Source organism: Candidatus Woesearchaeota archaeon, assembly GCA_030651375.1.
Classification (GTDB): domain Archaea; phylum Nanobdellota; class Nanobdellia; order Woesearchaeales; family UBA12501; genus JAUSFM01.
Window position 1 is genome coordinate 122,341 of sequence record JAUSFM010000015.1, and the last position, 21,887, is coordinate 144,227.

Consider the following 21,887-nt stretch of genomic DNA (forward strand, 5'->3'; position numbering starts at 1 on the left):
ACATGCACTATCTCATATGTAGAACACTTCTATCATCAGTAAATCTGAACTCAACCGGCTGTATGTCATCCGGGAAGTCGTAATATACTCTTTCTCCATTGAGCATGCCATATTCTTCTCCCCTCTGCCCGGGTATAAATCGGGCTGTTCCACCGTGGGTGAAATCTTCTACAATCAAGAAATATCTGTCTGGAATCTCGTCGATGTCAACGCTTGGCACTTTTACTGCTAAACAAACTCGTGAAGTTCTCTTCCCTTCTTTATGTGCATATTCTAGGTGTCGGGCATACATTTCAGCAACAACACGCTGCATTGAACAGTCTTCAAGAATAAAATTTTCTCGTGTTGCCAGCCACAGGCCGGATTCTAGCTCTCCCAATCTAAAATGAGTATTGGACAAACCTGACCCTAATGATTCTAAAGAACACTCACCTGCTCCATTCACGGAATAGTCACGCAGCGCATCCATAATCGTTCTTGCTGATTCAATTCTTGGCTTTAGCTCTTGTGACGCTTGGTATATGTCTCCCATAAAATTTGGAGGTGATGAATGGATTATAAAGTTTTATATCTTCTGCTCACTCCTTCCCACCCACGTTCATCTTCTTCATTTCTTTTTTGCGCAGTGCGCCGTACGGCGCGCCGTTTTGAACTGACACTGCCCCCCCAAGTCGCAACATTTATATATCAGTTGCTATAATAATGTTGCACATGATACAAAATTATAGCAAATATCGGATTTTGCAGGAATTTTTTGATTTTCCAATGAAACAGTTTCATCTGCGGGAACTATCACGGCGAACAAACTTGGCCCAGCCATCAGTACTGAACCACTTAAAAGCCTTGATGAAAGACGGGTTTATTATCAAAGAAAAAACAGGGCTCTATCCAACCTATCGTGCCCAACGGGATACTGAGCGTTTTAAAACGCATAAAAAAGCAGCTATCTTCATGCGGTTATTCGAAAGCGGGCTTATCGATGCTCTCTATGATGCCTGCATGCCTGATACTATCGTTCTGTTTGGTTCAGTGGCAAAAGGCGAAGACACCGAAACCAGCGACATAGACCTCTTTGTCCAAGCGCCCCCAAAAAAAGTTGATCTTACCCGCTATGAAAAAATACTGCACCGAACTATCTCTTTATTTTTTGAAGAACGGTTTTCCCGCCTTAGCCCTGAATTAAAAAATAATATGTGCAATGGCATCATTTTGAAGGGATATTTGAAGGTATTTTGACTATGGACCTGATAAAAATAACACCAGACGCTGAAAAAGCAAAAAACATTCTGAAGATGATTTTGTTGCTTGAAGAACGTATCAGCATGCAGGACAAAACGAAAATGGCTTCACTCATCCTTGTTGATTATTATGAAATTGTAAAAGAATTGTTGACTGCGCTTCTTTTACTTGACGGATATAAAACGCTGAGCCATAAAGGCCTCATTGAGTATTTGCAAAAAAAGTATCCTGAATACACCAGCCATGATCTTTCTTTACTTGATGATCTTCGCATTCTTAGAAATCGGATTGCGTACGAAGGCTTTGCAGTCGAACCATCCTACCTTACCAGAAATGAATCTGCCTTTAAGGCAATAATAGCCACATTAAAAAACACCTACAACAAGAGGTGAAACTACTGCGCCGCACATCAACGCTCAGGCCATTTGAAAACTCTTATTTTAAAAATGTACAACCCTCTTTACAAACATTCATCACTCCTTCCCGCCCATGCTCAACTTTTTCATTTCTTTTTTCAGCCACGTTTCCCATTCAATAAAAATGCGCTTGGCTTCCATGTGGCCGGTTTCTTTCTTGACTTTTTCAGTGAAGAGGTGGAGCATGTCATTGCATTGAATCGTGAATGGCGCCTCAAGCAAATCACCATTGTTGAGCTTGTCTGCCCAGCTCACCTGCGTTTGCTTGCACTTGGCTCGCAGCTCTATGTTTTCCCACAAGGAATCCCAGTTGCCGACGAAGTCAGGAATGTTTGCGGCGATGGTTTTCAGCACATCGCTCTCGCCGTTGATGAGGTCGTCGGTGGTATGAAGCGTGTCAGTCTTGCTCTCATATTTCATCAGGTCAACAAATCCATTTTCGAGTAGCGGGTCTTCTTCCCAGTGCTTGCGCACTTCAGTAATCTGCGTCACACGGCGCACGCGGTGAATGCCGTCAGCGCTTCTGATGGGATTGGCAACAATAATAATGTCAGTGGCTTTGAACGATGTTTTCGGTACGCCGATGTCATTGACCACACGGTCAAATACACCATAGGGGCTGTCGCCGTGGATAGTGCCGGCAACCACGTTTGCGGCTGCGCCGACTCGCATTGCTTCATAGAGTGCAACCGCTTCCTTGCTGCGCACTTCTCCTACAATAAGCGACGAGTCTCCGAGGCGCAGGGTGCTGCGGATACCATCTTCAGCGCTCACTTCTGATGTTCCCTTGACCAGTGCGGATGCAACTTTCAGTGACTGAATATTAAATCCCAGTTCCCGCAGCCCGTCAACCGGCAGTTCCAGCGTGTCTTCAATGGTAATGACGCGGTACCGCCGCATGATTTCAACCATGAGTGCTGCAAGAAAACTGGATTTGCCGCTGCTGCGCGTGCCGGCAATCAACATGGTGCGCGTGCCGTCAACGATAAAACTTAGGATGCCAGCGCCGAGGGGGTTAATCATTTTTTGCTTGATGAAGAGCGGCAGTGTCCATGGCTTGTTTCTATGGCGGCGGAACGAGTACGCAAGCCCAGTCGGATTCAGCGGGCGGGTGATGGCTGAAATTCTTGCCGTGGCAAAGTTGAGATGCAGTTCCGTGTCAAGAATCGGGTTTGCCTCGTCGAGCGGCCTGCCAGAAATCATGCGAAGCTTCGATGCCCAGCTTTCTCCCTCATTTCTTGTCGGCACAATATTGGTGTCACAGTCCGCATAATCAGCATGCACAATAAAAATCGGAATTCGCCCATACGGGCTGTTGATGGTGATGTCTTGGATTTTCTCATCCATCAACAATACTTCGACAAGGCCGAATCCGACGGTGTATCGCACAAGAATATTGGTCAGCAGGTCGACCATTTTTGGCGAGAGCTTCAAGTTCTTGTAGTCAATGAGCTCTTCAATGAGGTCATGCCCAACGTGCGAAAATACTTCGCGCATGCGCCGAGGATTGACAAATTCTTCGCGCGTTGGCTTGTGCTCTGCCATGACGGTTCGCGCCATGTCAAGCAGGTCGTACTCCTCTTCACCCAGCTTGAATTCCGGCGGCAGCACATGGTACAAATATTTGACGCTGTCAGGAAACTGGAACACGGTAATTTCAACGTCTTCGTCCCCACCCACTTTGTAATTGTCAATCTCCTCGCCGCCTACAGGGTATTGCGACATGAGCTTGGTGAACATGAAGTCCGGCTTGATGACGGGCCGTAAAATTTCGCGGTACACGTCCCGCACCCCCAGGCGAAATCCGTGGAGGTGCGGAAGCGCGAGCGTGATGAGCTGGGTGTGCTCGAGCTTGGTCTGAATATACGTCAGGAGCGTGACATACTTTTTTAGCCCTTCTGCTTCCATGCTCTCCGCGGTTTTGTCGAGGTTAATGCGCTCGGTGCGAATCATGCGCTTGAGCTCAACATAACAGCCGACCGGATCTTCCTTTATCAGCCGGAAAATTGTGCCGTGGATAATATTATACCTGAGCTCAATGTTGCGTTTGCACTTGCCGTCAAGGCTGAGCGCCGTGAGGCTGAAGAATTCTTTTTGCTTAGAGAGCGTGGTGAACAGCCGCGCGATTTCCATGAGCATCTGCGTCTGCTCATAATCATACTCAAAGTCGCGCTTCTGGAAGAACACAATTTTTGTCGCCTTGCCTGCTTCAGCAAGCACTTCGATTGTCTTATTCATATACAGCGGGTCGTCCTCGATGGACGGCGTGCGGAGCATGTGCTGGCAGTCAAAGCGAATAATTGCTTCGTCTCCTTCGCGGAGAATGTCGTATTTCCAGACCTCTTTTACCATGGGCGCACGTTTTTACCACATTTTAAATAAACTTTATATACAAAAGACGGTTACAAGACTGTTACGAGTATTCAAGCGTATCCAGTTTATAAATATTTTCAGCAGAGAAATAAGAACCGAGAAATAAGAACAAAGAGGTATCATGACTCCTGCTCCTCCCCAACCACCTCCGTCAGTTTCGCCGATGGCATTGACGGGTCAACGGCCGATGTTTGAGAAAAAAGAGCCGGTTGCCGTAGCCAAGGAAGGCCTATCTGAACTTTCTCAAGATGTTTCCAACCTCAGCCGGCGCATCATGGTGCTTGAGGAACGGTACGCGAACGTACGCAAGAAGATGCAGCTCACGGAAAACAGCTTACTAAAGCTTTCCAAGGAAATCACCAAAGAAGTGCGCGCCGTCGGCTCGGAACTCACGGATTACCGCCGAGAATTCATGGACCTGCGCGACAAGGTGAGGCTGATTGTCAAGGAACTGCAGGACTGCGCAAAATCAGACGAGGTGCGCACCTTAACCACCTATATAGAACTATGGGAGCCGCTGCACTTTGTGACACGGAACGAATTTGACAAGGCATTTGAGCAGCTTCGGGCGGACATGCTTGGGAAAACAACCGGGCTGCGTGAGAGCAATGAACCTATGAAACTAATTAACGATTAACCAACTAACCCAACCAACACAATCAACAATAACGAACAAAAAACCAACCAAAATAACTAACTATAAAAACAAGAACAACCACGGTGATGACATGGCACTCTTCAACATCCTCAAACGGCCAACCTATCCGGCTGATGCCGACGGCCCAGCACCGCCTGCCGGCGCATTTGATGCGCTGGAAGAAATGAGTGACAAGAGTGGAAAGAGCGAACAAGGAGGTCGCAGCATGCCTAATCAACAAACTCAACCAACAGACATTCCCGTTCAGCACATCGTCAATATGCGCAATCAGGGCATGAGCAACAACCAAATTATTCAAAATCTCCAGCGATTTGGCTATTCTCTTGACACCATCAACAATGCGCTGAATCAGGCAGACATCAAGGTGGGGATTTATCCTGCCCAGTCAAACCAGCCCGGATTCGCTGGCCCTGCCGGCGGTATGTCAGGCATGCAGAGTCCTTCAACCAATTCTCAATCCCCCTCATCACCATCTGGTTTCGGCGCAGGCCAGGGAATGCAGCAGTCGTCATCTGCGTCTGCTTCGCGGCCCTCATTTATGTCCAACTCGCCCAGTTCGAGCTCCGGCGGTTCTTCCTCTTCATCGTCAGACCTTTCTGAAGAACTATCAGAGCGCGATGAGCGCATGCATGAGATTGCCGAAAGCATTATCGAGGAGAAATGGAACGAGTTCGTCGATAGCATCAACCGCATCATTGAATGGAAAGACTCCATGGAAACACGCGTGGTCAAAGTTGAGCAGCAGCTCGGCGACCTCCGCGGCAGCTTTGACAAGCTCCACGAAGGCGTGCTGGGAAAACTCGGCGATTACGACAAAGGCATTTCCACGGTCACGGTTGAAATCAAAGCGCTGGAAAAAGTGTTCCAAAAAATACTGCCGGGCTTTGTTGAGAACGTGCACGAGCTGTCGAAGATAACTGAACGGATGAAAAAATAACCTGTTTCAAATTTTTTTATCAGCAGTATCATTTTTTCTTCCACAATCTCCGCATCATCCATCCTGACACAACAATAAATGGTATGCTCAACAACTGCCCGAGTGTCAGTCCAAATGAGAACAGCTCAAAGTCCTTGAAAAATTCTACGAAAAACCGGAGAATTCCATACATAAACAAAAATGACCAGAACAAAAAGCCGCGTGGGAGTTTCATGTTTCGCATGTTCCATAGTAGGCCAAACAAAAAAAAGTTTTTAACCGCCTCATACAATTGTGAGGGGTGCCTGAACCCTTCAGCGCCAGGAAATTTGATTGCCCATTGCACGCTGGTTATTCGACCGACAATTTCTGCGTTGACAAAATTTCCCAGCCGCACAAACGCTGCGCCGAGGGCGATGGGAATGACCGCAACATCAGCGAGCTCGTAAAAGTGAATCTTGTTTTTTCTGCAAAAAAGCCAATGCGCAAGAATGCCGCCAAGCATGGCGCCGTGACTCGCGAGACCGCCTTCCCAAACGGCAAAGATTTTTAGTGGGTTGGCGAGATAATATAATGGCTCATAAAAAATAATTTCACCGAGCCGGGCGCCGCCAAGGATGCCGATAATCATGTACATAACGTAGGAATCAACATTAACGCGAAGCTTTCGCTCGGTAACCAGTTTTTGGAGAATGAAATAGCCGCAGAGAAACGCCGCAGCCATGAGGATGCCATACCAGTGCACCGTGATAATACCCCATTTCACAGCAATCGGATTAATCGTGTGCTCAAACATATCGAGTCATCATAAAACAAGGGTTATAAAGTTTTCGTGTTCAGGGACTCTCTTTAAATAGCAAGGTTTAAATAGCACCAGCAGAAGAGAAAGGTCGCTGAGATACATAAAAAAATAAAACATAGGTTTTGCTTATGGCTGAAAGAGAACTAATTATACCAGGTACTAGTATTTCCCCGTTCAGAGGGAAAATTCCACCCGCATTAGAAGAGATGGTGTTGGAATATGGATTAGACGTTATTTATTCTGACCGCAAGTGCCTTATTCTTCAATCGCCTATTTCAGGCCGTTATCTCAAATATGTTGTTCACCCAGAAACTCACGAACCACTGAACAGCCGGCTTCAGAGTGTGGTACTGCGCGGCTTGCGAAACCAACAGGAAGTTTCTGACCTTCCCGGGGTTCAGAAAGTGTTTAGCAATGAATTTTATCAGAATATTCCAGGCCTGTTTGAACTCGAGTTTGTTGAAGGAACTCCTCTCAAAGTGTATACTGATTCTGATAGTATTCACCGGCTGAACCCAGAAGAAATAGAATGTGTTGCCCTCTCAATGTATAGCACTATTTTAAACATTAACCAACGCGGCATCATGCACCGCGACGTGAAGCCGGGAAATATTATTGTGCTGACACCCAATCTCGAAACAAAATTTATTGATTGGTCATTATCGACAGACATCCGAGAGCACCAGATGGATAGTGCACAGGGAACGAGCTGGGGAACAGTCCCCTATTTCCGGATTGATAACGACGCGTTTCCTGTCCGGGACCGGTACGGCCTTGGGCTCACACTCCTGCAAGTCGCTGCCTCGACTGATGAACGGTATGCATTCGACCGGGTGCTTGAAGAACGTATGCCCATAGAACGGCAAAGAAAAATAGATGCATGGACTGAACACACTCTTCACCAGGTTGCGAAGAAGGTACCTCGATTGGCACATGAACTTTTGGATGTGCTCCTGCACCCAAGGGAGTATGAAGAATCAGCGCGTATTGCGTATTACGCAATTGGAACCAGGGATACTACTGTTTTATCACGTCGAAACGAAGATACAACAGTTGCAGAATGCCCACACGCGCGGCAAATCGTTGAAGACGGTAGTGGGGTTAGTGGCTTATCAGACTCTTCAGTATCGAATTAACTTCGTTGGGCACTGCCTTCCCCTTGCTTTTCTTCATCACCACACCAACCAGAAAGTGAAATGCTTTTTCATTGCCCGATTTGTAATCAGCAAGAACGCCGGGGTTTTCGGCAATCGCTTCTTTGCAGTACTGCTCAATAATTCCGGCATCAGACACGGCACCAAGCCCGTGTTCTTTCACATAAGCCTTGGGTGAAAATGGCTTGACGATAAGCTCTTCAAGCATTTTTTGCGCTGTGCGATCAGTTATCTGTTTTGTAGAAACAAGCTCAAGGAGCTCAATCAGGTGGTGTTCATCAATGAGCAAATCCTTAAAGGTTTGTTTGGTCATGTTCATCACACGCAGCAATTCTCGTCGCAGCCATTTCGCGGCAAGTATCGGATCAATTTTTTCAGCGACCTTTTCGAACATTTCCGCAAGAAGCTTTTCCTGCGCAAGCACCAGCGCATCTTCTTCGGGAATCTTGTGGGTGGTGACAAATTTGTGCACTTTTTCTGCGGGAAGTTCAGGAACTTGTTTTTTTATCTGCGCAATCCATTCAGGAGTCACGTCAATAACAGGAATATCAGTATCGAGAATGTAGCCGTAGTCCTCTTCAGTTTCCTTCTTGCGCAGGCGAATAGTAATTCCTTTGGCAGCGTCCCAGCCGCGGGTGTCCTGTACCAGTTTTTCTCCGGCTGCAACTGCCGCGTTCTGGCGCTGGACCTCATAAAAAAGTGCGCGCTCAATTTCCTTGAAGCCGGTAATGTTTTTGACTTCACTGCGGATGTAGCCACTTTCCTTGATGGAGATATTGGCGTCAGCCTTGACAACGCAGGTGTCAGCATTGAAAATATCAAGGTACTCAAAAATGGCGTTGAGTTGTTTCATGAAATCACGCGCCTCTTCAGGACTGGCCAGTTCGGGGTTGGTAACGATTTCACACAGCGGAATACCGCTACGGTTGTAGTCGATGAGCACAAAGGCAGAGCGCTCAATTGAGTCTGGATGCACAAGCGATGCAGGGTCTTCCTCGAGGTGGACGCGGGTGAGGCCAATTTTTTTTCCGGTTGAGAGCATGACTGCACCGCTGGTTCCCAGCGGCAGTTCATATTGTGTGATTTGGTAATTTTTTGAAAGGTCGGGGTAGAAATAACTTTTGCGAGAGAAGACGAGGGTTTCTGAGATTGAACAGCCAAGCGCAAGGCACAGTTTCAGCGCATAGTCAATCGCTTTTTTGTTCGCCACCGGCTTGCTGCCGGGAAAGCCGAGACAAGTCGGGCAGCACCGAGTGTTCGGAACATCTTCGGCGTTCTGTTTTGTGGCGACTGGTTTTGTCGGACAGCTACAAAATAATTTTGTTTTGGTGTCGAGTTGGACGTGGATTTCCAATCCAATGACAACGTCAGTCGTGAACGAGGGGGTGGAGGGTTTCATGGCACTCATTTTTTTTCGTTTTTGCTATTTTTTTCAAGGCACGCACCGGCTTGGACAAGCGTTGACTCAGCGCAGTGCGTGCCCATGAGTAAGGCACCGACCGGCAGCCCATTGTGCATCCCGACGGGCACATTGAGGTGCGGAAGCCCTGCAAGATTCGGGCCGACGGTGAGTATGTCAAGCATATAATGCTGGAGCGGAGTCAATTTTTTCAGGTGGGCAAAGGAGGGGGGAAGAACCGGAGCAGTGGGAGTGATGAGCACATCGTATTTTTTGAAGAGTGAAAGGTATTCGTTAGTTATCAGCTGGCGCGCCTTCAATGCTTTGATGTAAAACGCGTCGCGAAATCCGACCATGCGCGCGAACGTGCCGAGCATGATGCGCCGTTTTGCTTCTGCGCCGAAATTGTTGGAGCGCACTGCAGTAAAATAATCATTGAAGGTGCCGGAAAGTTCTTCCTGCATGCCATAACGCAGGCCGCACAATTTTGCGAGGTTGGTGGATGCTTCGCAGGTCGCGAGAATATAATAGGTTGGTACGCCGTACGCTCCGGTCAGCGGCAAGGAACATTCCTCGTACCGTGCGCCGGCTGCTTCGAGCACATGAATACTGCGCCACACGGTTTCAGCAACGACGCTGTCGGTTGCCTCTCCAAATGCTTCTTTCACGACGCCAATGCGCAGGCCTTTAACTCCTTTGCCGGCTGCGTTTTGAACCGTGCACGGCTCACGGAGTGTCGTGCCGTCTTTTTCATCCGGCCCGGCAATCACGTCCATGAGAAGTGCTGCTTCATCAATTGTTTTTGCCATGGGCCCAATTTTGTCGAGGGTGTTTGCGTAATCAATCAGGCCGTAACGTGACACGCGGCCGTACGTCGGACACAAGCCGGCCACGCCGCAAAATGATGCCGGCTCGACGATACTGCCGCCGGTTGACTCGGCAAGGGAAAGATGGGGAAAGGTTGTTTTCTGGGTGAAGCCGGCACAGCCGCCGCTGCTGCCGCCGGTGCTGACATCGGGGTCAAACGGATTTTTTGGAACCTGATAGCCGAGCCCGACATTGACTGAAAATCCGCCGAAGCCAAATTCGTCCTGGCTGGTTTTTCCGATGACAACGGCGCCGGCATCAATACATTTCTGAACTGCCGTTGCATTGAATGGTGGGCGATATCCTTTGAGAATTCTGCTGCCGGCAGTTGACTCAATACCTTTGACACACAGAGCATCCTTGACCGTGAGCGGCACGCCGAGCAGCGAAAGTGATGCTTTTTCTTTTGCAGACAAACGTTCAAGAAACTGCGCACGCGCCAATGCTTCTTTTTCGCAGAGAGCCGTGAAATAGTGGTAATGCTCGTTAATTTCCCGTGTTTCGGCAAGCACAGCGCGGGTGTGCTCTTCGATGCTCGCCCCCTGCTGGAATAATGCAACCTGTTGAACAATGGACGTCATTGATCTGCTCCAAGCTTTGGACCTTGGTATGGTCGGTGAATAGTTATTGATTCGATCTGAATATCTTCCTGCGGTCGATCCTGCGCATTGCGCGGCGCTGAAACAATTTTTCCAACAACATCCATCCCCCCAGTGACTTCGCCAAAAATGCTGTGCCGACCGTCAAGCCATGGTGTGGGTGCAAGGGTTATGAAAAACTGGCTGCCGCCGGTGTTCGGGCCAGCATTTGCCATCGATAAAATACCCGGGCGATCGTGCGTAAGACCCGTGCCAAACTCGTCAGGAATCATATAGCCAGGGCCTCCTGTGCCAGTGCCTGTTGGGTCACCACCTTGAATCATAAAATCAGGAATCACGCGATGGAAAATCGTTTTGTCGTAGAATCCCTGCTGTGCAAGTTTGATGAAATTCGCTGTTGTTAGTGGTGCCTGCTGCTCAAAAAGAGTTATAGAAATCGTGCCTTTCGATGTTTTCATGACTGCAACAGGGTCGGCTTTTTTGTCCTGTTTTGAGGCGCACGCCGAAAGAAGAGCCGCCAAAACCAAAAGTATAAAGAATAGTTTTATCATAGTGATCACCTATAAAATCCGCGGCCCTTTAAAGGAGCCGTCTTTTTTATGTATAGTTTGAGCGAGCGCTTCTTCGTTGGTAAGGCAGGGTTTTGGCACGTCATCACGCATTCGATTCCGAAGCTCAACCGCATGGAGGGAGACTTCAGTATCACCAACATCGAGCATGTCCAGTTTTGAAAACGCGGCGAGAATCTCATTGAATTCCGGCACGAATTTTTTCACTTCTGCCGGAGAGAGGTTCAGGCGCGCAATTTCTGCGACGCGGCGAATAACGGATTCGTCTATAGTGACCATGAAAAAGAAGAAGCAAGGGCATTTTTATAAAGTTTGTTGTGAAGCGCAGCAAATCAGCACAGATGTATTGCTAAAAAGAAACAGTATACAGTGAAAACGGGGATAGTACCATAAAAAATAAAAAGCCATACCTACACGCCTGGGCAATGAAGATAGCACTATTATACTGCGGAAAGAGAAGGCCGGAATCAATCAAGGATGTCTATTATGGGTTGTGTGCACTCGGCCATACACCCCAGTATGTTATGTACGACCAGCTGGAAAAAGATCTTTCTGTTCTTAAAAATTTTGAGCTGGTGTTTAACCGGTGCCAAAACAGGCGTGAACCAACAATTATTGCACGCCTTGAGCACAGGGGACTTGTGGTTACGGGAAATAGCGCAGAAACAGCCAGCATTTGTGGGGATAAGCAACTCGTTGCCGAAATTCTCAGAAAAGAAACGGTGCCGATTCCTGGGTTTGCCGCAGTCAATTCTCTTACGGATCTTCCTGAAGTGGCATATCCCTGCATCATAAAGCCTGCTGATGAACACGCAAGCAATTACCTTATCACTGAGAATGTGGTGCATGACTCCGCAGCACTGCGCCTGATGGTTCGTGAGATGCTGAAGATAAAAAAGACCGTGCTGGTGGAGCGTTTTATCGAAGGCAGAGAGTTTTTTGTTCCCTTGCTCTGGATGTCGAAAACAGGTACACTCGGCGTACCCGCATTCTTTGAGGTTGTGTTTTCCGAACGGTTTTTCAAAGGCCTACCGAGAATACTTTCACACGAGGTAAAATGGAACAGAAAAGATCCCCGATATTACGGGCTTTTCGAGCGATTTGACCACCACCTGCCGCCATCGCTTGAAAAGGCGGTCAAGGATACTGCAATCACCGCCGGGCGTGCGCTCGGTTGCCGCGGCTACGCATCAGTCAACATACGAATGGACGCGCAGAATAACCTGTTTGTCATTGATGTCAACCCGAACTGTGATATCTCACTCTATTCTGATTTTTCAATTGCCTGTTATGGTGCGGGCATAGCATACCCGGAGATGCTAGAAAGAATCATAGAACATGCACAAAACCAGCCAAAATAGATAAAAGAAAAATAAAAAACAAGATTACATCAACATAACGTCTCCACCACGCGTTGCCTTCATCAATTTTTTCCCTGCATCCTTCTTTTTGATTTTTTTTCCTGCTTTCTTTCCTTCCTTTACCGCCATGCCGAAAATATTTGTTTCTGCCATAATCCATCCTCCTTTTGAAATGGTACTTGATTTTGAGAAGTTGGAAGTATATAAAAATGTTGTTTTATTGTGGGCCGTAAAGTTAGCGATACCGATGCGGGTGGCAAAATCTAATCGGGCACCAACACATTTAAGAACTTCGGGTTCCTATTTTGGAAGTATTGCCACTTCTGTAAACCCCATACGTTATCAGCAATAGCGATGAATTATATCCAACTCCCACCCGAAGGCACACAAACAATAATTTAATAAACAATTCTTAAACATAGTTTAGTATGAATGATTTACTTGAAATAAAAAAATCGAAAATTGCTGGTAATGGCGTTTTTGCCATTAAAAAAATTGCAAGGGGTCAAACTATTTGTTTTTTTACTGGAGAATTATGCACTTTAGATGAGGTCATAAAAAGATGTAATAAAGGTGTAGAAAAGCCGTCTGACCCTTTAGGAGTTGAAGATGATGAATATTTGGATTTAGATGAAATGTCAAGAACATTTAATCATTCTTGTAATCCAAATTCTTTTATTAGGGGCAAAACCGAACTTGTTGCTTTGAAAGATATAAAGATTGGGGAAGAAATTAATTACGATTATTCCACCACAATGAATGATAATAAAGAAAAAATAGAAAAAGCTGGAAGAATTTTATGGACTTGTAAATGTCATTGTGGTTCTAAGAATTGCAGGGGAATAATCGACCAATTTAAAACACTTCCCAAGAGAATTCAGAGGGAGTATATTAAAAACAAGTGTATGCCCGACTTTATGCTAAAACAGTTCAAATAAATCTCGCGTGCCTTCCCCCACCCTTAAATTTGTGCCATCGCTACTTGCTCTTTTAAGTCGCACCTCGCCCTGCGGGCTCTCGGCGAACGCCTTGGGGCTGATAACCGCGATTAACAGGGAAATTCCTGCGAGATTTCCTCAAATTTGCCTACGGCGAACTTCTTTTAATCGCATATGTTAGTAGGTGTCGCTAACGTTACAGCTCATTTTATTGTTTCGCTTCTTTCTTCACAATATCTAACTTGATGTGCAGTTCCTTGAGCTGTTTTGCATCAACATCAGATGGGCTGCCGTCCATGGGGCACTGCGCTGCCTTGTTTTTTGGGAAGGCAATGACTTCGCGGATGTCAATAAGGTTGAGCATGCTTGCGACAACCCGGTCAAAGCCGATGCCCATACCACCATGGGGAGGCGCGCCGTATTTGAAGCTTTCGAGAAGGAATCCGAATTTGTTTTCGAGGTCTTTCTTGCTTAATCCAATCACTTTCATCACGCGTTCCTGAATGTCCGGCGTGTGGATGCGGATGCTGCCGGAAGCAAGCTCGGTGCCGTTCAGCACGAGGTCGTATTGGGTGCACTTGACTTTTCCCGGATCAGTTTCGAGATATTTCAGGTCGTCTTCATACGGCATGCAGAACGGGTGGTGCGCGGGCTCCCATTTATCTTCTTCCTCGTTCCAGTCAAACAGCGGGAAATCAACAACCCAACAGAATTTGAATTCTTTTTCCTTTCCTTTCAACAGGCCGAGGTCATGGGCAAGCTTCTGGCGAAGCTTGTCGAGTACCTGATTGGTTGTCTTGAGGGTGTCGGCGATGAAGAGGAGCGTTGTGCCTTTTTTTGCGTTGGTTTTCGCGATGAGCTCTTTCTGTATTTGCGGGCTCAAAAATTTTGCAATGCTGCTCTCAAGCCCCAGCTCGGTGACGCGCGCCCATGCCATACCTTTGGCGCCGTGCTGCTGGCAAAAGCTGATGTAATTATCGAGCTCGTTCCGCGCAATGTCCGCGGGCGCGCAGATGCACTTGACAACGCCTCCCTTGCCAACCACATCAGAGAAGACTTTGAAGTCTGATGTTTTCACGATGGCGCTGACATCGATGAGAAACAATTCATAACGCAGGTCGGGCTTATCTGTGCCATAGGTTTCCATTGCATGCGTGTGAGTGATTTTTGGAAACGGCCGTTTGAGTTCAGTGTTGATGCATTCTTTGTAGATTGCGCTAATGACGCCCTCGCCAACCGTGAAGAGGTCTTCAATTTCCGGGAAACTCATTTCAATATCAATCTGTGTGTGCTCGGGTTGGCGGTCTGCTCGAAGGTCTTCGTCGCGCAATGCGCGCGCGAGCTGGAAGTACCGGTCGCATCCAGACACCATAAGAATTTGTTTGTAGAGCTGGGGTGACTGCGGCAGTGCGTAGAATGTTCCCGGGTTGACCCTCGAAGGGACAATGTAATCACGCGCGCCTTCCGGCGTCGATCGAACCAACAGGGGAGTTTCCACTTCCATAAAATTCTGGCTCGACAGGAATTTTCGCGCTGCCTGCGCTGCGCGGTGGCGGATGAGTAGGTTGTGCTGCATTGTCGGCCGGCGCAGGTCAAGGTAACGGTATTTCAGACGGAGATCATCACTGGCAACAACACGGTCATCGACTTCAAACGGCGCAACCGCGGACTTGTTGTGCACTTTCAGTTCTTTTACATCAACTTCAACTTCGCCGGTGAATAGGTTGGCGTTTGACATTCCTTTGGGCCGCGCGCGAACAGCACCGTGCACTTCAATACAGTCTTCTCGGCGAAGGTGCTCTGCGTCGGAGAAGGGCTTGCATCCGGGCTCAAACACTGCCTGTGTCAGCCCGTAGCGGTCGCGCAGGTCGAGAAAAATAACGCCGCCGTGATCCCGCCGACTGTGCACCCATCCTTGGAGGCATGCTTTTTTGCCAATATCTTTTGTCGTGAGCTCATTGCACGTGTGGGTGCGTTTCATATGCTTGAGAGTTTCGTTGGGATTTATAAAGATTGTTTCTTTGTTTATATCGGGGGTTATATCTGTCTATATCTTATCCTTCAGCTTGAGTTCCAGAATTAAATGCTCGACCTTCTTGAGTTCGTATTTGAGGCCGTCGAATTTCTTGCGGAGTTCCGAATTGCGGAATTCGAATTTCATCAGCTCATCGTACACATCGGAAAGAAACGTGCGGATTGCAACAACTTCCTTGTAGTTTTCCTTGATGGCGCTGTTGGTCGCTCGGCGCATAAGCTCACCGAAAAGGTCGCAAATGCCGAGCAGGTAGTTTTCAGTATCAACACCGAGCTCTTTTGCTGTCGGCAAGGAGCCGTCAACTATGAATGAATAGTACGCAACCGCCTCAACAAATTCCTGCTCGGCAATGCGCAGGCTGCCGGAGTAGTACAGCGCGCCGTGCTTTTTGGTGAGCGCGACGAGGTTTTTGACACCTGCCTTGATGTCCCTGACCAGTTTTTCCGCAGTGGTAAGTTCGTTCCGGTGGACTGCATAGATGATTTGTTTAGATAGTGAAATAATGTCCCTGCTTTTCTTGATGAGGGTATCGCGCTGCTCCTCGAACTGCTCTAGTTCCTTGTGCAGCCGCGCAAATTCTGATGGGTTGACCATGACGATAAAAAAGGAGGGGGAAGTATAAAAACGTTTGCATGAAACGCAATATTTAAATAAGCAGATTCATAGAAATGAACAAATGGTAGCACAGGAGTCCACGTTTCGAGGCATTATCAAGTTCTTTGGCGAGTTGGGCATCTATGATGTCATCCTGCCGTTTCTGCTCGTGTTTACGATTGTATTTGCGGTGCTGGAAAAAACAAAGCTCTTCGGCACGGAAAAAGTAGGGGATAGGGAATATCCGAAAAAAAATCTCAACTCAATGGTTGCGTTTGTTGCCGCGTTTTTGGTGGTTGCCTCGACCCGCTTGGTCGCAGCGATTAACGAATCGGTTGCCAACGTCGTGCTCCTCCTCTTGCTGTCGATTTGTTTCCTTCTCCTTATTGGTTCGTTCTACAAGGAAGGCGAGCCTATGAGCCTTGAGGGCAAGTGGCGCAGCTTGTTCATGATCATCATGTTCGTCGGCGTTGCGCTGATATTCCTCCAGTCTATCAAAATCGACAACCGTGGCATTGTGCAGTATGTGTATGATTATCTGCTGGTGAACTGGCAGTCCAACTTCACGGCATCGGTTATTTTCATCATCTTTATTGTTGGCTTTATTATCTGGGTCACTGCGTCGCAAGGGCCGCCTCCCACAACAGGTTCAGGGGGAGGAAGCGGAAGCTCGAGCAGCAGCCATCATCATTAATCGAAAATTTTATATAGGGCACTCCCCTAAAAATCGTCAATAGAAAAAGAGTTGATACCTATGCTGTATGGACCGAGCGGCGGAACATTCTTTGAGCGTGGCGTGCTCGCACTGGAACAATTAGGCATCAGCGATGTGCTTCTCCCTTTTATTCTGATTTTCACTATTGTTTTTGCGATTGCGCACCGGAGCAAGATGTTCGGCGAGAACCGAAAGAATATCGAAGTTATCATCTCATTGGTCATGGCGTTTTCAGTCATTATCCCGCATGTTACGGGCGATTACCCCGGCCAATGGGACGTGGTGAACATTATTAATTCGGCTCTGCCAAATGTGTCGCTGGTTATTGTCTTGATCCTTATGGCATTGCTCCTTATTGGGCTCACCGGCCATCATGTAACACTGACCGGCAGCAGCACGAGCGGCCTGATTGTTCTTGTTGCATTCATTGTGGTCGGCTATATTTTCGGCGCTGCGGCGAATTTGTGGAGTATCAACGACAAACTCTCATTCCTCAACAATCCTGACACACAGGCACTGGTCGTTGTCGTTCTTGTCTTCGGCATGATTGTGTACTTTATCACGAAGGAAGACAAAGTGCAGGGCGAAAAATGGTTGGAACAGATTGGAAAGCATTTCACAAAATCCCGCTAAGAACTAAGCCATGGTTACCCTCCTTGACGCCGGACTGTTAAGTACGCTTGCGCCAATTCTCTCTCTGTTGTTTGTCATGGCTGTTGTCTTTGGCGTGTTGAGCATGACCAAGCTCTTCGGCGACAACAAAGGAATTCATATTCTTATTGCAGTCATTCTCGGCTTGCTTGTGCTCCTCGTGCCGAATGTCAATAACCTTATCATGACGATGATGCCGTGGTACACCTTTCTGTTCATTTTCATTGTGTTTATGCTGCTTATCTACAAAATTTTTGGCGCAACTGATGCAGACATTGTCGGTGTGCTGCGTGGGGATAGAACCATTGGTTGGCTTATCGTTATCATCTGCTTGATTATCGCCGGCGGTGCCATGGCTAGTGTGTATGGCCAGCAGTTGCTTCCATTGACAACGGGACCGGCGGTTGAAGGTGCACAAGGGACTGGAACAGGAACGGTGTATGCGGGAGGCACCACCAGTGGCGCAGCATCAAGCGCAACAGGAACGTACAGCAACAATCTTGCTGCGGCGTTTTTCCACCCAAAAATTCTCGGCTTTGGCCTGATTATGCTCATTGCAGTATTCGCCATGGCAGTTATGTCAATGGAACCACGATAACGATTTTTAAAAAGAGTGTGTTTATACATTCGCCCGCTGTGCAATCGCGCGGTAGGTAAATTGGATAGCTTCGGCGTATCTGACTGATTCCTTAATCATTGGCATCCTCCCTTTTTTCTCGCGCACCCATCCCATGCCTGCGTTGTAGCCAATGAGCGCAGCAGCAACATAGCCGTTGCATTCCTTCAGATTTCCCGCCATGTACACTGCCATAGCAGGAATTGGTTTCCGGTAACCAAACCGTTCGTCGAATCCTTCTAAAAATCGGCGGTCTTTTTCATCGAAAATATCCCTTCCTTTTACATTTGCCGCGAGAAAACGGCGGTAATTATTTAATGCTGATTGCTGTTGCTCTGACATCTCCTTGAGGTCAAGATAATTTTCTGGCACATCTTCAATATCCATAATGACACGCTGGGCGCGTGCTCGGGCTGCGCCGATTTTTAAAAATCGCTCATAGGCATCAGCGTGTTCAGGAAGTTTGCATCCCTCCCTATTTTGCTTTCCTGCGCACTGCATGCCATACTCTTTCGCCGACGGCTTGATGAACTGCGCAACGCCTGCAGCGGCAGCAGAAGAAATCGCAAATTCGTTGAACCGTGATTCCTCATACATCTGCGCAATAAGTACCAGTGGATCGACCGGAAAAATAGGTGCCGCTTCCTGTACTCCTTTCATTGTCCAATGCAGAATCCAATGGATTCGTTTTTCAATATCAACATCGTTCACTTTTCTGCTTCCCCAAAATGGCTTGTCAGCGTAGCGGTCGTGCAGAAAGTCGAGTGTTGCTCGCTCAATTCGCTGTCGATATTCACTCGATGTCGGTGGATGATAATCAGCTGTAATAAAAACCGGCGGGCTTTCGGGAATGTGGAATCGGGGAGCAGGCTTTGGCGCTGGAGGTTTTGGCTGGTGCAACTGTTTTTTCAGCGCTGCTTCTGCATCCGAAACAAGAACGGTTTCAATCATTGACAGGCCAAACGCCGTGGTGCCGACTATTCGACATGCATGGCTGAGGAAATCTCTGCGGTCCATCCCCTTTGGAATGCGTGTGCTGATTAAAATGCTCGTTGTAGCGGGATGAACAGCATTGTCTCGACTTTTAAACTTTTTTTATCGAAAATTAACGTATGATACAACAAATCAGTGAGATAAGGTGGGGCGTTTTTCTCTTTTTTCCCCCTTTTTCCACTCGAAACGGGCAATTTCCAGTCGAGCGATTTTATTTCTGGTGGAGAATGAAAAATTTTCGCGCCGCGCGCCTTACGGCGCGCTGATTGACGCTACCCCGCGCGCGGCACAACTATCGTACAGATAGCTATCGGCATCCAGGCTGAAGTCGTCATCGACGTCGTTGCAACCCAGCCACGCGGCACGAGTTTCTTTTTCTGACGAAACCCAGACGCGTGCTGTTTTGCCGAAGTATTGGGCAATAGGAATGAGCTCTAGGGGGTTTTGCAGTCCGGTGAAGTCTTGCAGAAATCCAAGCATGTTCGGTTTTTTGCATGCTTCTTCCAGTGTGCAATGTTCAAATCCTTTTTTGTCGAATGGTTTTGAATTTCGTTGATATTCTTGATTTATTTGTGCAGTGTCGCCGTGTTCGGGGAAGTCCTCATCTTTAGGATAATGAATAACTTGTTTTCCTTTCCAATCTACAACCGTGTTTTGCGCGTGCCAGCCGTATCCTGCGCCATGGTCTTTGTATTGGTCGAGGATTTGTTTTGCGTGCGCGTCGAGTGTTGTGTAGGTTCCATCTTCCTCTCTACGTACTGCAGCATGATACAGTGCAACAAGAATGTTACAACTCAATGCCATGCTGGGCAAGAACTGGTCGCGCTCTGTTTTAAAATGCAGAATAGCCTGATACGGTGTAAACTGTTGGTGAGCGTTATTTTGCCGCCGAACAACATCCGACTGAACACGAAGCTCCGCGTATTGTTCAAACACGAGGCCGTCACTGCCGACACACTGAACATTTCGCAAAACATATGGTTGGGTGTAGCCGCGTGCCTGATTAGGTGTTTGCCGTACTGTTTCACCACGTTCGGCAGCGTCAACAGCGGCGCCGATGTCGTCTGCATTGACGCTTGTTTGTGTGCGTGCTGGTCGAGATGATTGTGTGGTTTGATGTACGACCGGTGTTGGTGCTGGCTGTGTTGTGCGTGTTTTTTCTTTTTCAAGATTGCGTCCGGTGAGATATTCAAATACGCCAATGTCCACACCATCAAGTTTCAGTTCTGTTTCGAGTGCTTCGCCGTGTTTTTTGTCCCAGCCGCGGCGCTTGCTTGCTGCAGTTGCAGCGAGTTGGACAAGGAGTTCAGGATCTTCGTGAATGGGCATTGCGGCATATAGTTCTCGCCAGATGCCACGGATGACTTTGAAAAAAGGATCGTCAGAAGCAGTGGCCATTCTTTTTCTGAAGTGTGCGCGTTGGATGTCATTATAATCAGGGTTGCTGCCGAGGAAGTGAACCATACCGGTGTATGCTTCGTCTATTTTACCGTCGAGCGCGAGTATTTGCCAGTCGGCCATGTGTTTTCTGGCATAGTACCATTCCCAACCATCTTTTCCCTGTTTTTCTCTGGTGCCTGAAATATGCTCTTGGCGGGTGCTCTTGTTCAATCCAACTGCCGGACTCGTAACTCCTGCGCGCAAGTCGGTTATATCTGTTCCGGTGAGCTGAAGATACCGTTCGACAACCCGTTCAATAACTCTGCCATCAGTTCCATTAATTTTATCACCAAGAACATCATCAAAGGTGGCAGAAACATCCCACAACTTGCAGCGCAAATCACGAACAGACTGCTCTGCAGTCTGTGCCAAATACGTCACATCATTCCAAAACGGTGTTCTCGTCACATGCCGTGCCGCTTCCACCATACGAAGGAGATCCATCCTTCCACCCAAAAAATCATACTATATAAACCTTTCGGTAATAGTTACTTGGTGGTGGTAAACTAATTTAACTTGGTATCCAACCGAAAACTTTAAATATCAATTGAAATCTTAAGTTATCAAATGAAAACAAAAGATATCAAAACGAGGGTGAAAGAATACTTTTTCCTCCACCCCACCATAAAGTTGCGTGTGCGGCACATCGAACGGGAGCTCAAACTGCCGCTTCCTTCAGTTATCCGGTACACCAAAGAATTAGAACAAGAGCGTATTCTGAAGCGTACAGAAATAGCAAATATTACTCTCTATTCCGCAGACAGAACTTCTAAAAACTATCTTCTTGAAAAAAAGTTATTCAATATTCGCCAACTGCATACATCTGGGCTGCTTGATTTTCTCGTAGAAGAGCTTAGTAATCCACCGATTGCCGTATTTGGCTCCTATGCACGGGGAGAAGATACCGAACAGAGTGACATCGACCTCTATATTGAGACTCCTTCAAAAAAGAAAATCAACATAGAAAAATACGAAAAAATTCTCCAGCGAAAAATTCAGCTATTCATCTATAAAAATATCCACGAATTGAAAAACAAAGACCTTGCAAACAACATACTCAATGGAATAAGAATAAACGGCTTTATGGATGTATTCACATGAACGACGAAAGCACGTGGGAAGAATGTATCGAATCAAATGCCTCATTACAAGGTACGCCTGACCGGCCTAAAGTAACATCACTCATTGATACTGCCGCTGGAAGAGTGCAGTTTCTCACTGAAACGGGCATTAAAGAGAGCAATGCAAATTATGTTTTTGAAAATTATTATTCATCAGTGCTCGAACTGATGCACGCTCTTGTGCTTCTGTACGGCTATAAAGTGGGAAACCATATCTGTCTGGGCTACTATCTGCGGGATATTCTTCAAAGGCACGATCTTTTCAGGCTCTTTGATGGCTGCCGCTCGAAACGAAATTCATTGATCTATCACGGGCGGAAAATGGATTATGAAACAGCAAAATATGCCATTGAAAAGGCGAAACAACTTATTGTTGAACTAAATAAAATCTTAGATGTAGCTCTTGAAAAAACAGACCGACCTTCTTGAAA

General features: G+C 47.2%; 24 protein-coding genes. 12 read left to right on the forward strand and 12 right to left on the reverse strand.

The window, feature by feature from the left end; genetic code table 11:
- Positions 1 to 7: 7 nt before the first annotated feature.
- A complete protein-coding gene (locus tag Q7R76_05620) occupies positions 8 to 532 on the reverse strand; it encodes a hypothetical protein (GenBank protein MDO8643025.1) in 525 nt (174 codons plus the stop codon).
- Between the two features lie 179 nt (positions 533 to 711).
- Here Q7R76_05620 and Q7R76_05625 point away from each other — a divergent pair, with 179 nt between their 5' ends.
- Together Q7R76_05625 and Q7R76_05630 are read left to right on the forward strand one after the other, a co-directional pair.
- Positions 712 to 1,236, forward strand: coding sequence for a nucleotidyltransferase domain-containing protein (locus tag Q7R76_05625; protein ID MDO8643026.1), 525 nt, complete (start codon positions 712 to 714; stop codon positions 1,234 to 1,236).
- Positions 1,237 to 1,238: 2 nt separating this feature from the next.
- A complete protein-coding gene (locus Q7R76_05630; protein ID MDO8643027.1) occupies positions 1,239 to 1,631 on the forward strand; it encodes a hypothetical protein in 393 nt (130 codons plus the stop codon).
- An 81-nt stretch (positions 1,632 to 1,712) separates the two neighbouring features.
- Here Q7R76_05630 and Q7R76_05635 read toward each other — a convergent pair whose 3' ends face one another.
- Complete coding sequence (locus Q7R76_05635; protein MDO8643028.1) at positions 1,713 to 4,007, reverse strand: type II/IV secretion system ATPase subunit; 2,295 nt, start codon at positions 4,005 to 4,007, stop codon at positions 1,713 to 1,715.
- A gap of 142 nt (positions 4,008 to 4,149) precedes the next feature.
- Here Q7R76_05635 and Q7R76_05640 point away from each other — a divergent pair, with 142 nt between their 5' ends.
- Positions 4,150 to 4,665: a hypothetical protein gene (locus Q7R76_05640; GenBank protein MDO8643029.1), complete on the forward strand. Its 516-nt coding sequence runs from the start codon at positions 4,150 to 4,152 to the stop codon at positions 4,663 to 4,665.
- A 91-nt stretch (positions 4,666 to 4,756) separates the two neighbouring features.
- Positions 4,757 to 5,623, forward strand: coding sequence for a hypothetical protein (locus Q7R76_05645; protein MDO8643030.1), 867 nt, complete (start codon positions 4,757 to 4,759; stop codon positions 5,621 to 5,623).
- 28 nt (positions 5,624 to 5,651) lie between these two features.
- Here the strand turns inward: Q7R76_05645 and lgt are convergent, their stop codons facing one another.
- Complete coding sequence (lgt, locus tag Q7R76_05650) at positions 5,652 to 6,398, reverse strand: prolipoprotein diacylglyceryl transferase (GenBank protein ID MDO8643031.1); 747 nt, start codon at positions 6,396 to 6,398, stop codon at positions 5,652 to 5,654.
- Between the two features lie 134 nt (positions 6,399 to 6,532).
- Here lgt and Q7R76_05655 point away from each other — a divergent pair, with 134 nt between their 5' ends.
- Entirely contained in the window at positions 6,533 to 7,540 is a 1,008-nt protein-coding gene (locus Q7R76_05655) for a hypothetical protein (GenBank protein MDO8643032.1), read from the forward strand.
- On the opposite strand, the gene gatB is transcribed toward Q7R76_05655, so the two are convergent.
- Genes gatB through gatC form a run of 4 tightly spaced genes read right to left on the reverse strand, consistent with a single transcriptional unit; the run spans position 7,506 to position 11,271 of the window.
- Positions 7,506 to 8,957: an Asp-tRNA(Asn)/Glu-tRNA(Gln) amidotransferase subunit GatB gene (gatB, locus tag Q7R76_05660; protein ID MDO8643033.1), complete on the reverse strand. Its 1,452-nt coding sequence runs from the start codon at positions 8,955 to 8,957 to the stop codon at positions 7,506 to 7,508. The two genes, Q7R76_05655 and gatB, sit on opposite strands and share 35 nt — an antisense overlap.
- Before the next feature lie 5 nt (positions 8,958 to 8,962).
- Positions 8,963 to 10,405: an amidase family protein gene (locus Q7R76_05665; GenBank protein MDO8643034.1), complete on the reverse strand. Its 1,443-nt coding sequence runs from the start codon at positions 10,403 to 10,405 to the stop codon at positions 8,963 to 8,965.
- Positions 10,402 to 10,974 carry a peptidylprolyl isomerase gene (locus Q7R76_05670; GenBank protein ID MDO8643035.1) on the reverse strand — a complete coding sequence of 191 codons (573 nt, stop codon included), beginning with the start codon at positions 10,972 to 10,974 and terminating at the stop codon, positions 10,402 to 10,404. The genes Q7R76_05665 and Q7R76_05670 overlap by 4 nt, the downstream gene beginning before the upstream one ends.
- 9 nt (positions 10,975 to 10,983) lie before the next feature.
- Positions 10,984 to 11,271 (reverse strand): Asp-tRNA(Asn)/Glu-tRNA(Gln) amidotransferase subunit GatC, encoded by a 288-nt coding sequence (gene gatC / locus Q7R76_05675; GenBank protein ID MDO8643036.1) that lies wholly within the window; start codon positions 11,269 to 11,271, stop codon positions 10,984 to 10,986.
- Positions 11,272 to 11,417: 146 nt separating this feature from the next.
- Here gatC and Q7R76_05680 point away from each other — a divergent pair, with 146 nt between their 5' ends.
- Positions 11,418 to 12,353: an ATP-grasp domain-containing protein gene (locus tag Q7R76_05680; GenBank protein ID MDO8643037.1), complete on the forward strand. Its 936-nt coding sequence runs from the start codon at positions 11,418 to 11,420 to the stop codon at positions 12,351 to 12,353.
- Between the two features lie 24 nt (positions 12,354 to 12,377).
- On the opposite strand, the gene Q7R76_05685 is transcribed toward Q7R76_05680, so the two are convergent.
- Entirely contained in the window at positions 12,378 to 12,506 is a 129-nt protein-coding gene (locus Q7R76_05685) for a hypothetical protein (protein ID MDO8643038.1), read from the reverse strand.
- A gap of 275 nt (positions 12,507 to 12,781) precedes the next feature.
- Here Q7R76_05685 and Q7R76_05690 point away from each other — a divergent pair, with 275 nt between their 5' ends.
- Entirely contained in the window at positions 12,782 to 13,291 is a 510-nt protein-coding gene (locus tag Q7R76_05690; GenBank protein MDO8643039.1) for an SET domain-containing protein-lysine N-methyltransferase, read from the forward strand.
- A 208-nt stretch (positions 13,292 to 13,499) separates the two neighbouring features.
- Here Q7R76_05690 and aspS read toward each other — a convergent pair whose 3' ends face one another.
- On the reverse strand, positions 13,500 to 15,272 hold the full coding sequence (gene aspS, locus Q7R76_05695; GenBank protein ID MDO8643040.1) for an aspartate--tRNA ligase: 1,773 nt from the start codon (positions 15,270 to 15,272) through the stop codon (positions 13,500 to 13,502).
- A 66-nt stretch (positions 15,273 to 15,338) separates the two neighbouring features.
- Complete coding sequence (locus Q7R76_05700) at positions 15,339 to 15,920, reverse strand: hypothetical protein (GenBank protein ID MDO8643041.1); 582 nt, start codon at positions 15,918 to 15,920, stop codon at positions 15,339 to 15,341.
- Between the two features lie 82 nt (positions 15,921 to 16,002).
- Here Q7R76_05700 and Q7R76_05705 point away from each other — a divergent pair, with 82 nt between their 5' ends.
- Genes Q7R76_05705 through Q7R76_05715 form a run of 3 tightly spaced genes read left to right on the forward strand, consistent with a single transcriptional unit; the run spans position 16,003 to position 17,884 of the window.
- Positions 16,003 to 16,614 carry a hypothetical protein gene (locus Q7R76_05705; GenBank protein ID MDO8643042.1) on the forward strand — a complete coding sequence of 204 codons (612 nt, stop codon included), beginning with the start codon at positions 16,003 to 16,005 and terminating at the stop codon, positions 16,612 to 16,614.
- Positions 16,615 to 16,674: 60 nt separating this feature from the next.
- Entirely contained in the window at positions 16,675 to 17,268 is a 594-nt protein-coding gene (locus tag Q7R76_05710; protein ID MDO8643043.1) for a hypothetical protein, read from the forward strand.
- 10 nt (positions 17,269 to 17,278) lie between these two features.
- The gene (locus Q7R76_05715) at positions 17,279 to 17,884 is read left to right on the forward strand and encodes a hypothetical protein (protein MDO8643044.1); all 606 of its coding nucleotides are present in this window, start codon (positions 17,279 to 17,281) and stop codon (positions 17,882 to 17,884) included.
- Between the two features lie 21 nt (positions 17,885 to 17,905).
- Here Q7R76_05715 and Q7R76_05720 read toward each other — a convergent pair whose 3' ends face one another.
- Both Q7R76_05720 and Q7R76_05725 read right to left on the reverse strand, forming a co-directional pair.
- Positions 17,906 to 18,919: a transglycosylase SLT domain-containing protein gene (locus Q7R76_05720; GenBank protein ID MDO8643045.1), complete on the reverse strand. Its 1,014-nt coding sequence runs from the start codon at positions 18,917 to 18,919 to the stop codon at positions 17,906 to 17,908.
- A gap of 228 nt (positions 18,920 to 19,147) precedes the next feature.
- Positions 19,148 to 20,779, reverse strand: a complete 1,632-nt coding sequence (locus tag Q7R76_05725; GenBank protein ID MDO8643046.1) for a hypothetical protein — start codon at positions 20,777 to 20,779, stop codon at positions 19,148 to 19,150.
- A 123-nt stretch (positions 20,780 to 20,902) separates the two neighbouring features.
- Here Q7R76_05725 and Q7R76_05730 point away from each other — a divergent pair, with 123 nt between their 5' ends.
- Complete coding sequence (locus Q7R76_05730) at positions 20,903 to 21,436, forward strand: nucleotidyltransferase domain-containing protein (protein MDO8643047.1); 534 nt, start codon at positions 20,903 to 20,905, stop codon at positions 21,434 to 21,436.
- The gene (locus Q7R76_05735; protein MDO8643048.1) at positions 21,433 to 21,885 is read left to right on the forward strand and encodes a hypothetical protein; all 453 of its coding nucleotides are present in this window, start codon (positions 21,433 to 21,435) and stop codon (positions 21,883 to 21,885) included. Before Q7R76_05730 ends, Q7R76_05735 begins: the two co-directional genes overlap by 4 nt.
- Positions 21,886 to 21,887 lie beyond the last annotated feature (2 nt).

Bases quoted from the DNA above. Each gene is read 5' to 3' on its own strand.
- Q7R76_05620 (MDO8643025.1), bottom strand. From the start codon at position 532: ATGGGAGACATATACCAAGCGTCACAAGAGCTAAAGCCAAGAATTGAA.
- Q7R76_05625 (MDO8643026.1), top strand. From the start codon at position 712: ATGATACAAAATTATAGCAAATATCGGATTTTGCAGGAATTTTTTGAT.
- Q7R76_05630 (MDO8643027.1), top strand. From the start codon at position 1,239: ATGGACCTGATAAAAATAACACCAGACGCTGAAAAAGCAAAAAACATT.
- Q7R76_05635 (MDO8643028.1), bottom strand. From the start codon at position 4,007: ATGGTAAAAGAGGTCTGGAAATACGACATTCTCCGCGAAGGAGACGAA.
- Q7R76_05640 (MDO8643029.1), top strand. From the start codon at position 4,150: ATGACTCCTGCTCCTCCCCAACCACCTCCGTCAGTTTCGCCGATGGCA.
- Q7R76_05645 (MDO8643030.1), top strand. From the start codon at position 4,757: ATGGCACTCTTCAACATCCTCAAACGGCCAACCTATCCGGCTGATGCC.
- lgt (MDO8643031.1), bottom strand. From the start codon at position 6,398: ATGTTTGAGCACACGATTAATCCGATTGCTGTGAAATGGGGTATTATC.
- Q7R76_05655 (MDO8643032.1), top strand. From the start codon at position 6,533: ATGGCTGAAAGAGAACTAATTATACCAGGTACTAGTATTTCCCCGTTC.
- gatB (MDO8643033.1), bottom strand. From the start codon at position 8,957: ATGAAACCCTCCACCCCCTCGTTCACGACTGACGTTGTCATTGGATTG.
- Q7R76_05665 (MDO8643034.1), bottom strand. From the start codon at position 10,405: ATGACGTCCATTGTTCAACAGGTTGCATTATTCCAGCAGGGGGCGAGC.
- Q7R76_05670 (MDO8643035.1), bottom strand. From the start codon at position 10,974: ATGATAAAACTATTCTTTATACTTTTGGTTTTGGCGGCTCTTCTTTCG.
- gatC (MDO8643036.1), bottom strand. From the start codon at position 11,271: ATGGTCACTATAGACGAATCCGTTATTCGCCGCGTCGCAGAAATTGCG.
- Q7R76_05680 (MDO8643037.1), top strand. From the start codon at position 11,418: ATGAAGATAGCACTATTATACTGCGGAAAGAGAAGGCCGGAATCAATC.
- Q7R76_05685 (MDO8643038.1), bottom strand. From the start codon at position 12,506: ATGGCAGAAACAAATATTTTCGGCATGGCGGTAAAGGAAGGAAAGAAA.
- Q7R76_05690 (MDO8643039.1), top strand. From the start codon at position 12,782: ATGAATGATTTACTTGAAATAAAAAAATCGAAAATTGCTGGTAATGGC.
- aspS (MDO8643040.1), bottom strand. From the start codon at position 15,272: ATGAAACGCACCCACACGTGCAATGAGCTCACGACAAAAGATATTGGC.
- Q7R76_05700 (MDO8643041.1), bottom strand. From the start codon at position 15,920: ATGGTCAACCCATCAGAATTTGCGCGGCTGCACAAGGAACTAGAGCAG.
- Q7R76_05705 (MDO8643042.1), top strand. From the start codon at position 16,003: ATGGTAGCACAGGAGTCCACGTTTCGAGGCATTATCAAGTTCTTTGGC.
- Q7R76_05710 (MDO8643043.1), top strand. From the start codon at position 16,675: ATGCTGTATGGACCGAGCGGCGGAACATTCTTTGAGCGTGGCGTGCTC.
- Q7R76_05715 (MDO8643044.1), top strand. From the start codon at position 17,279: ATGGTTACCCTCCTTGACGCCGGACTGTTAAGTACGCTTGCGCCAATT.
- Q7R76_05720 (MDO8643045.1), bottom strand. From the start codon at position 18,919: ATGGACCGCAGAGATTTCCTCAGCCATGCATGTCGAATAGTCGGCACC.
- Q7R76_05725 (MDO8643046.1), bottom strand. From the start codon at position 20,779: ATGGATCTCCTTCGTATGGTGGAAGCGGCACGGCATGTGACGAGAACA.
- Q7R76_05730 (MDO8643047.1), top strand. From the start codon at position 20,903: ATGAAAACAAAAGATATCAAAACGAGGGTGAAAGAATACTTTTTCCTC.
- Q7R76_05735 (MDO8643048.1), top strand. From the start codon at position 21,433: ATGAACGACGAAAGCACGTGGGAAGAATGTATCGAATCAAATGCCTCA.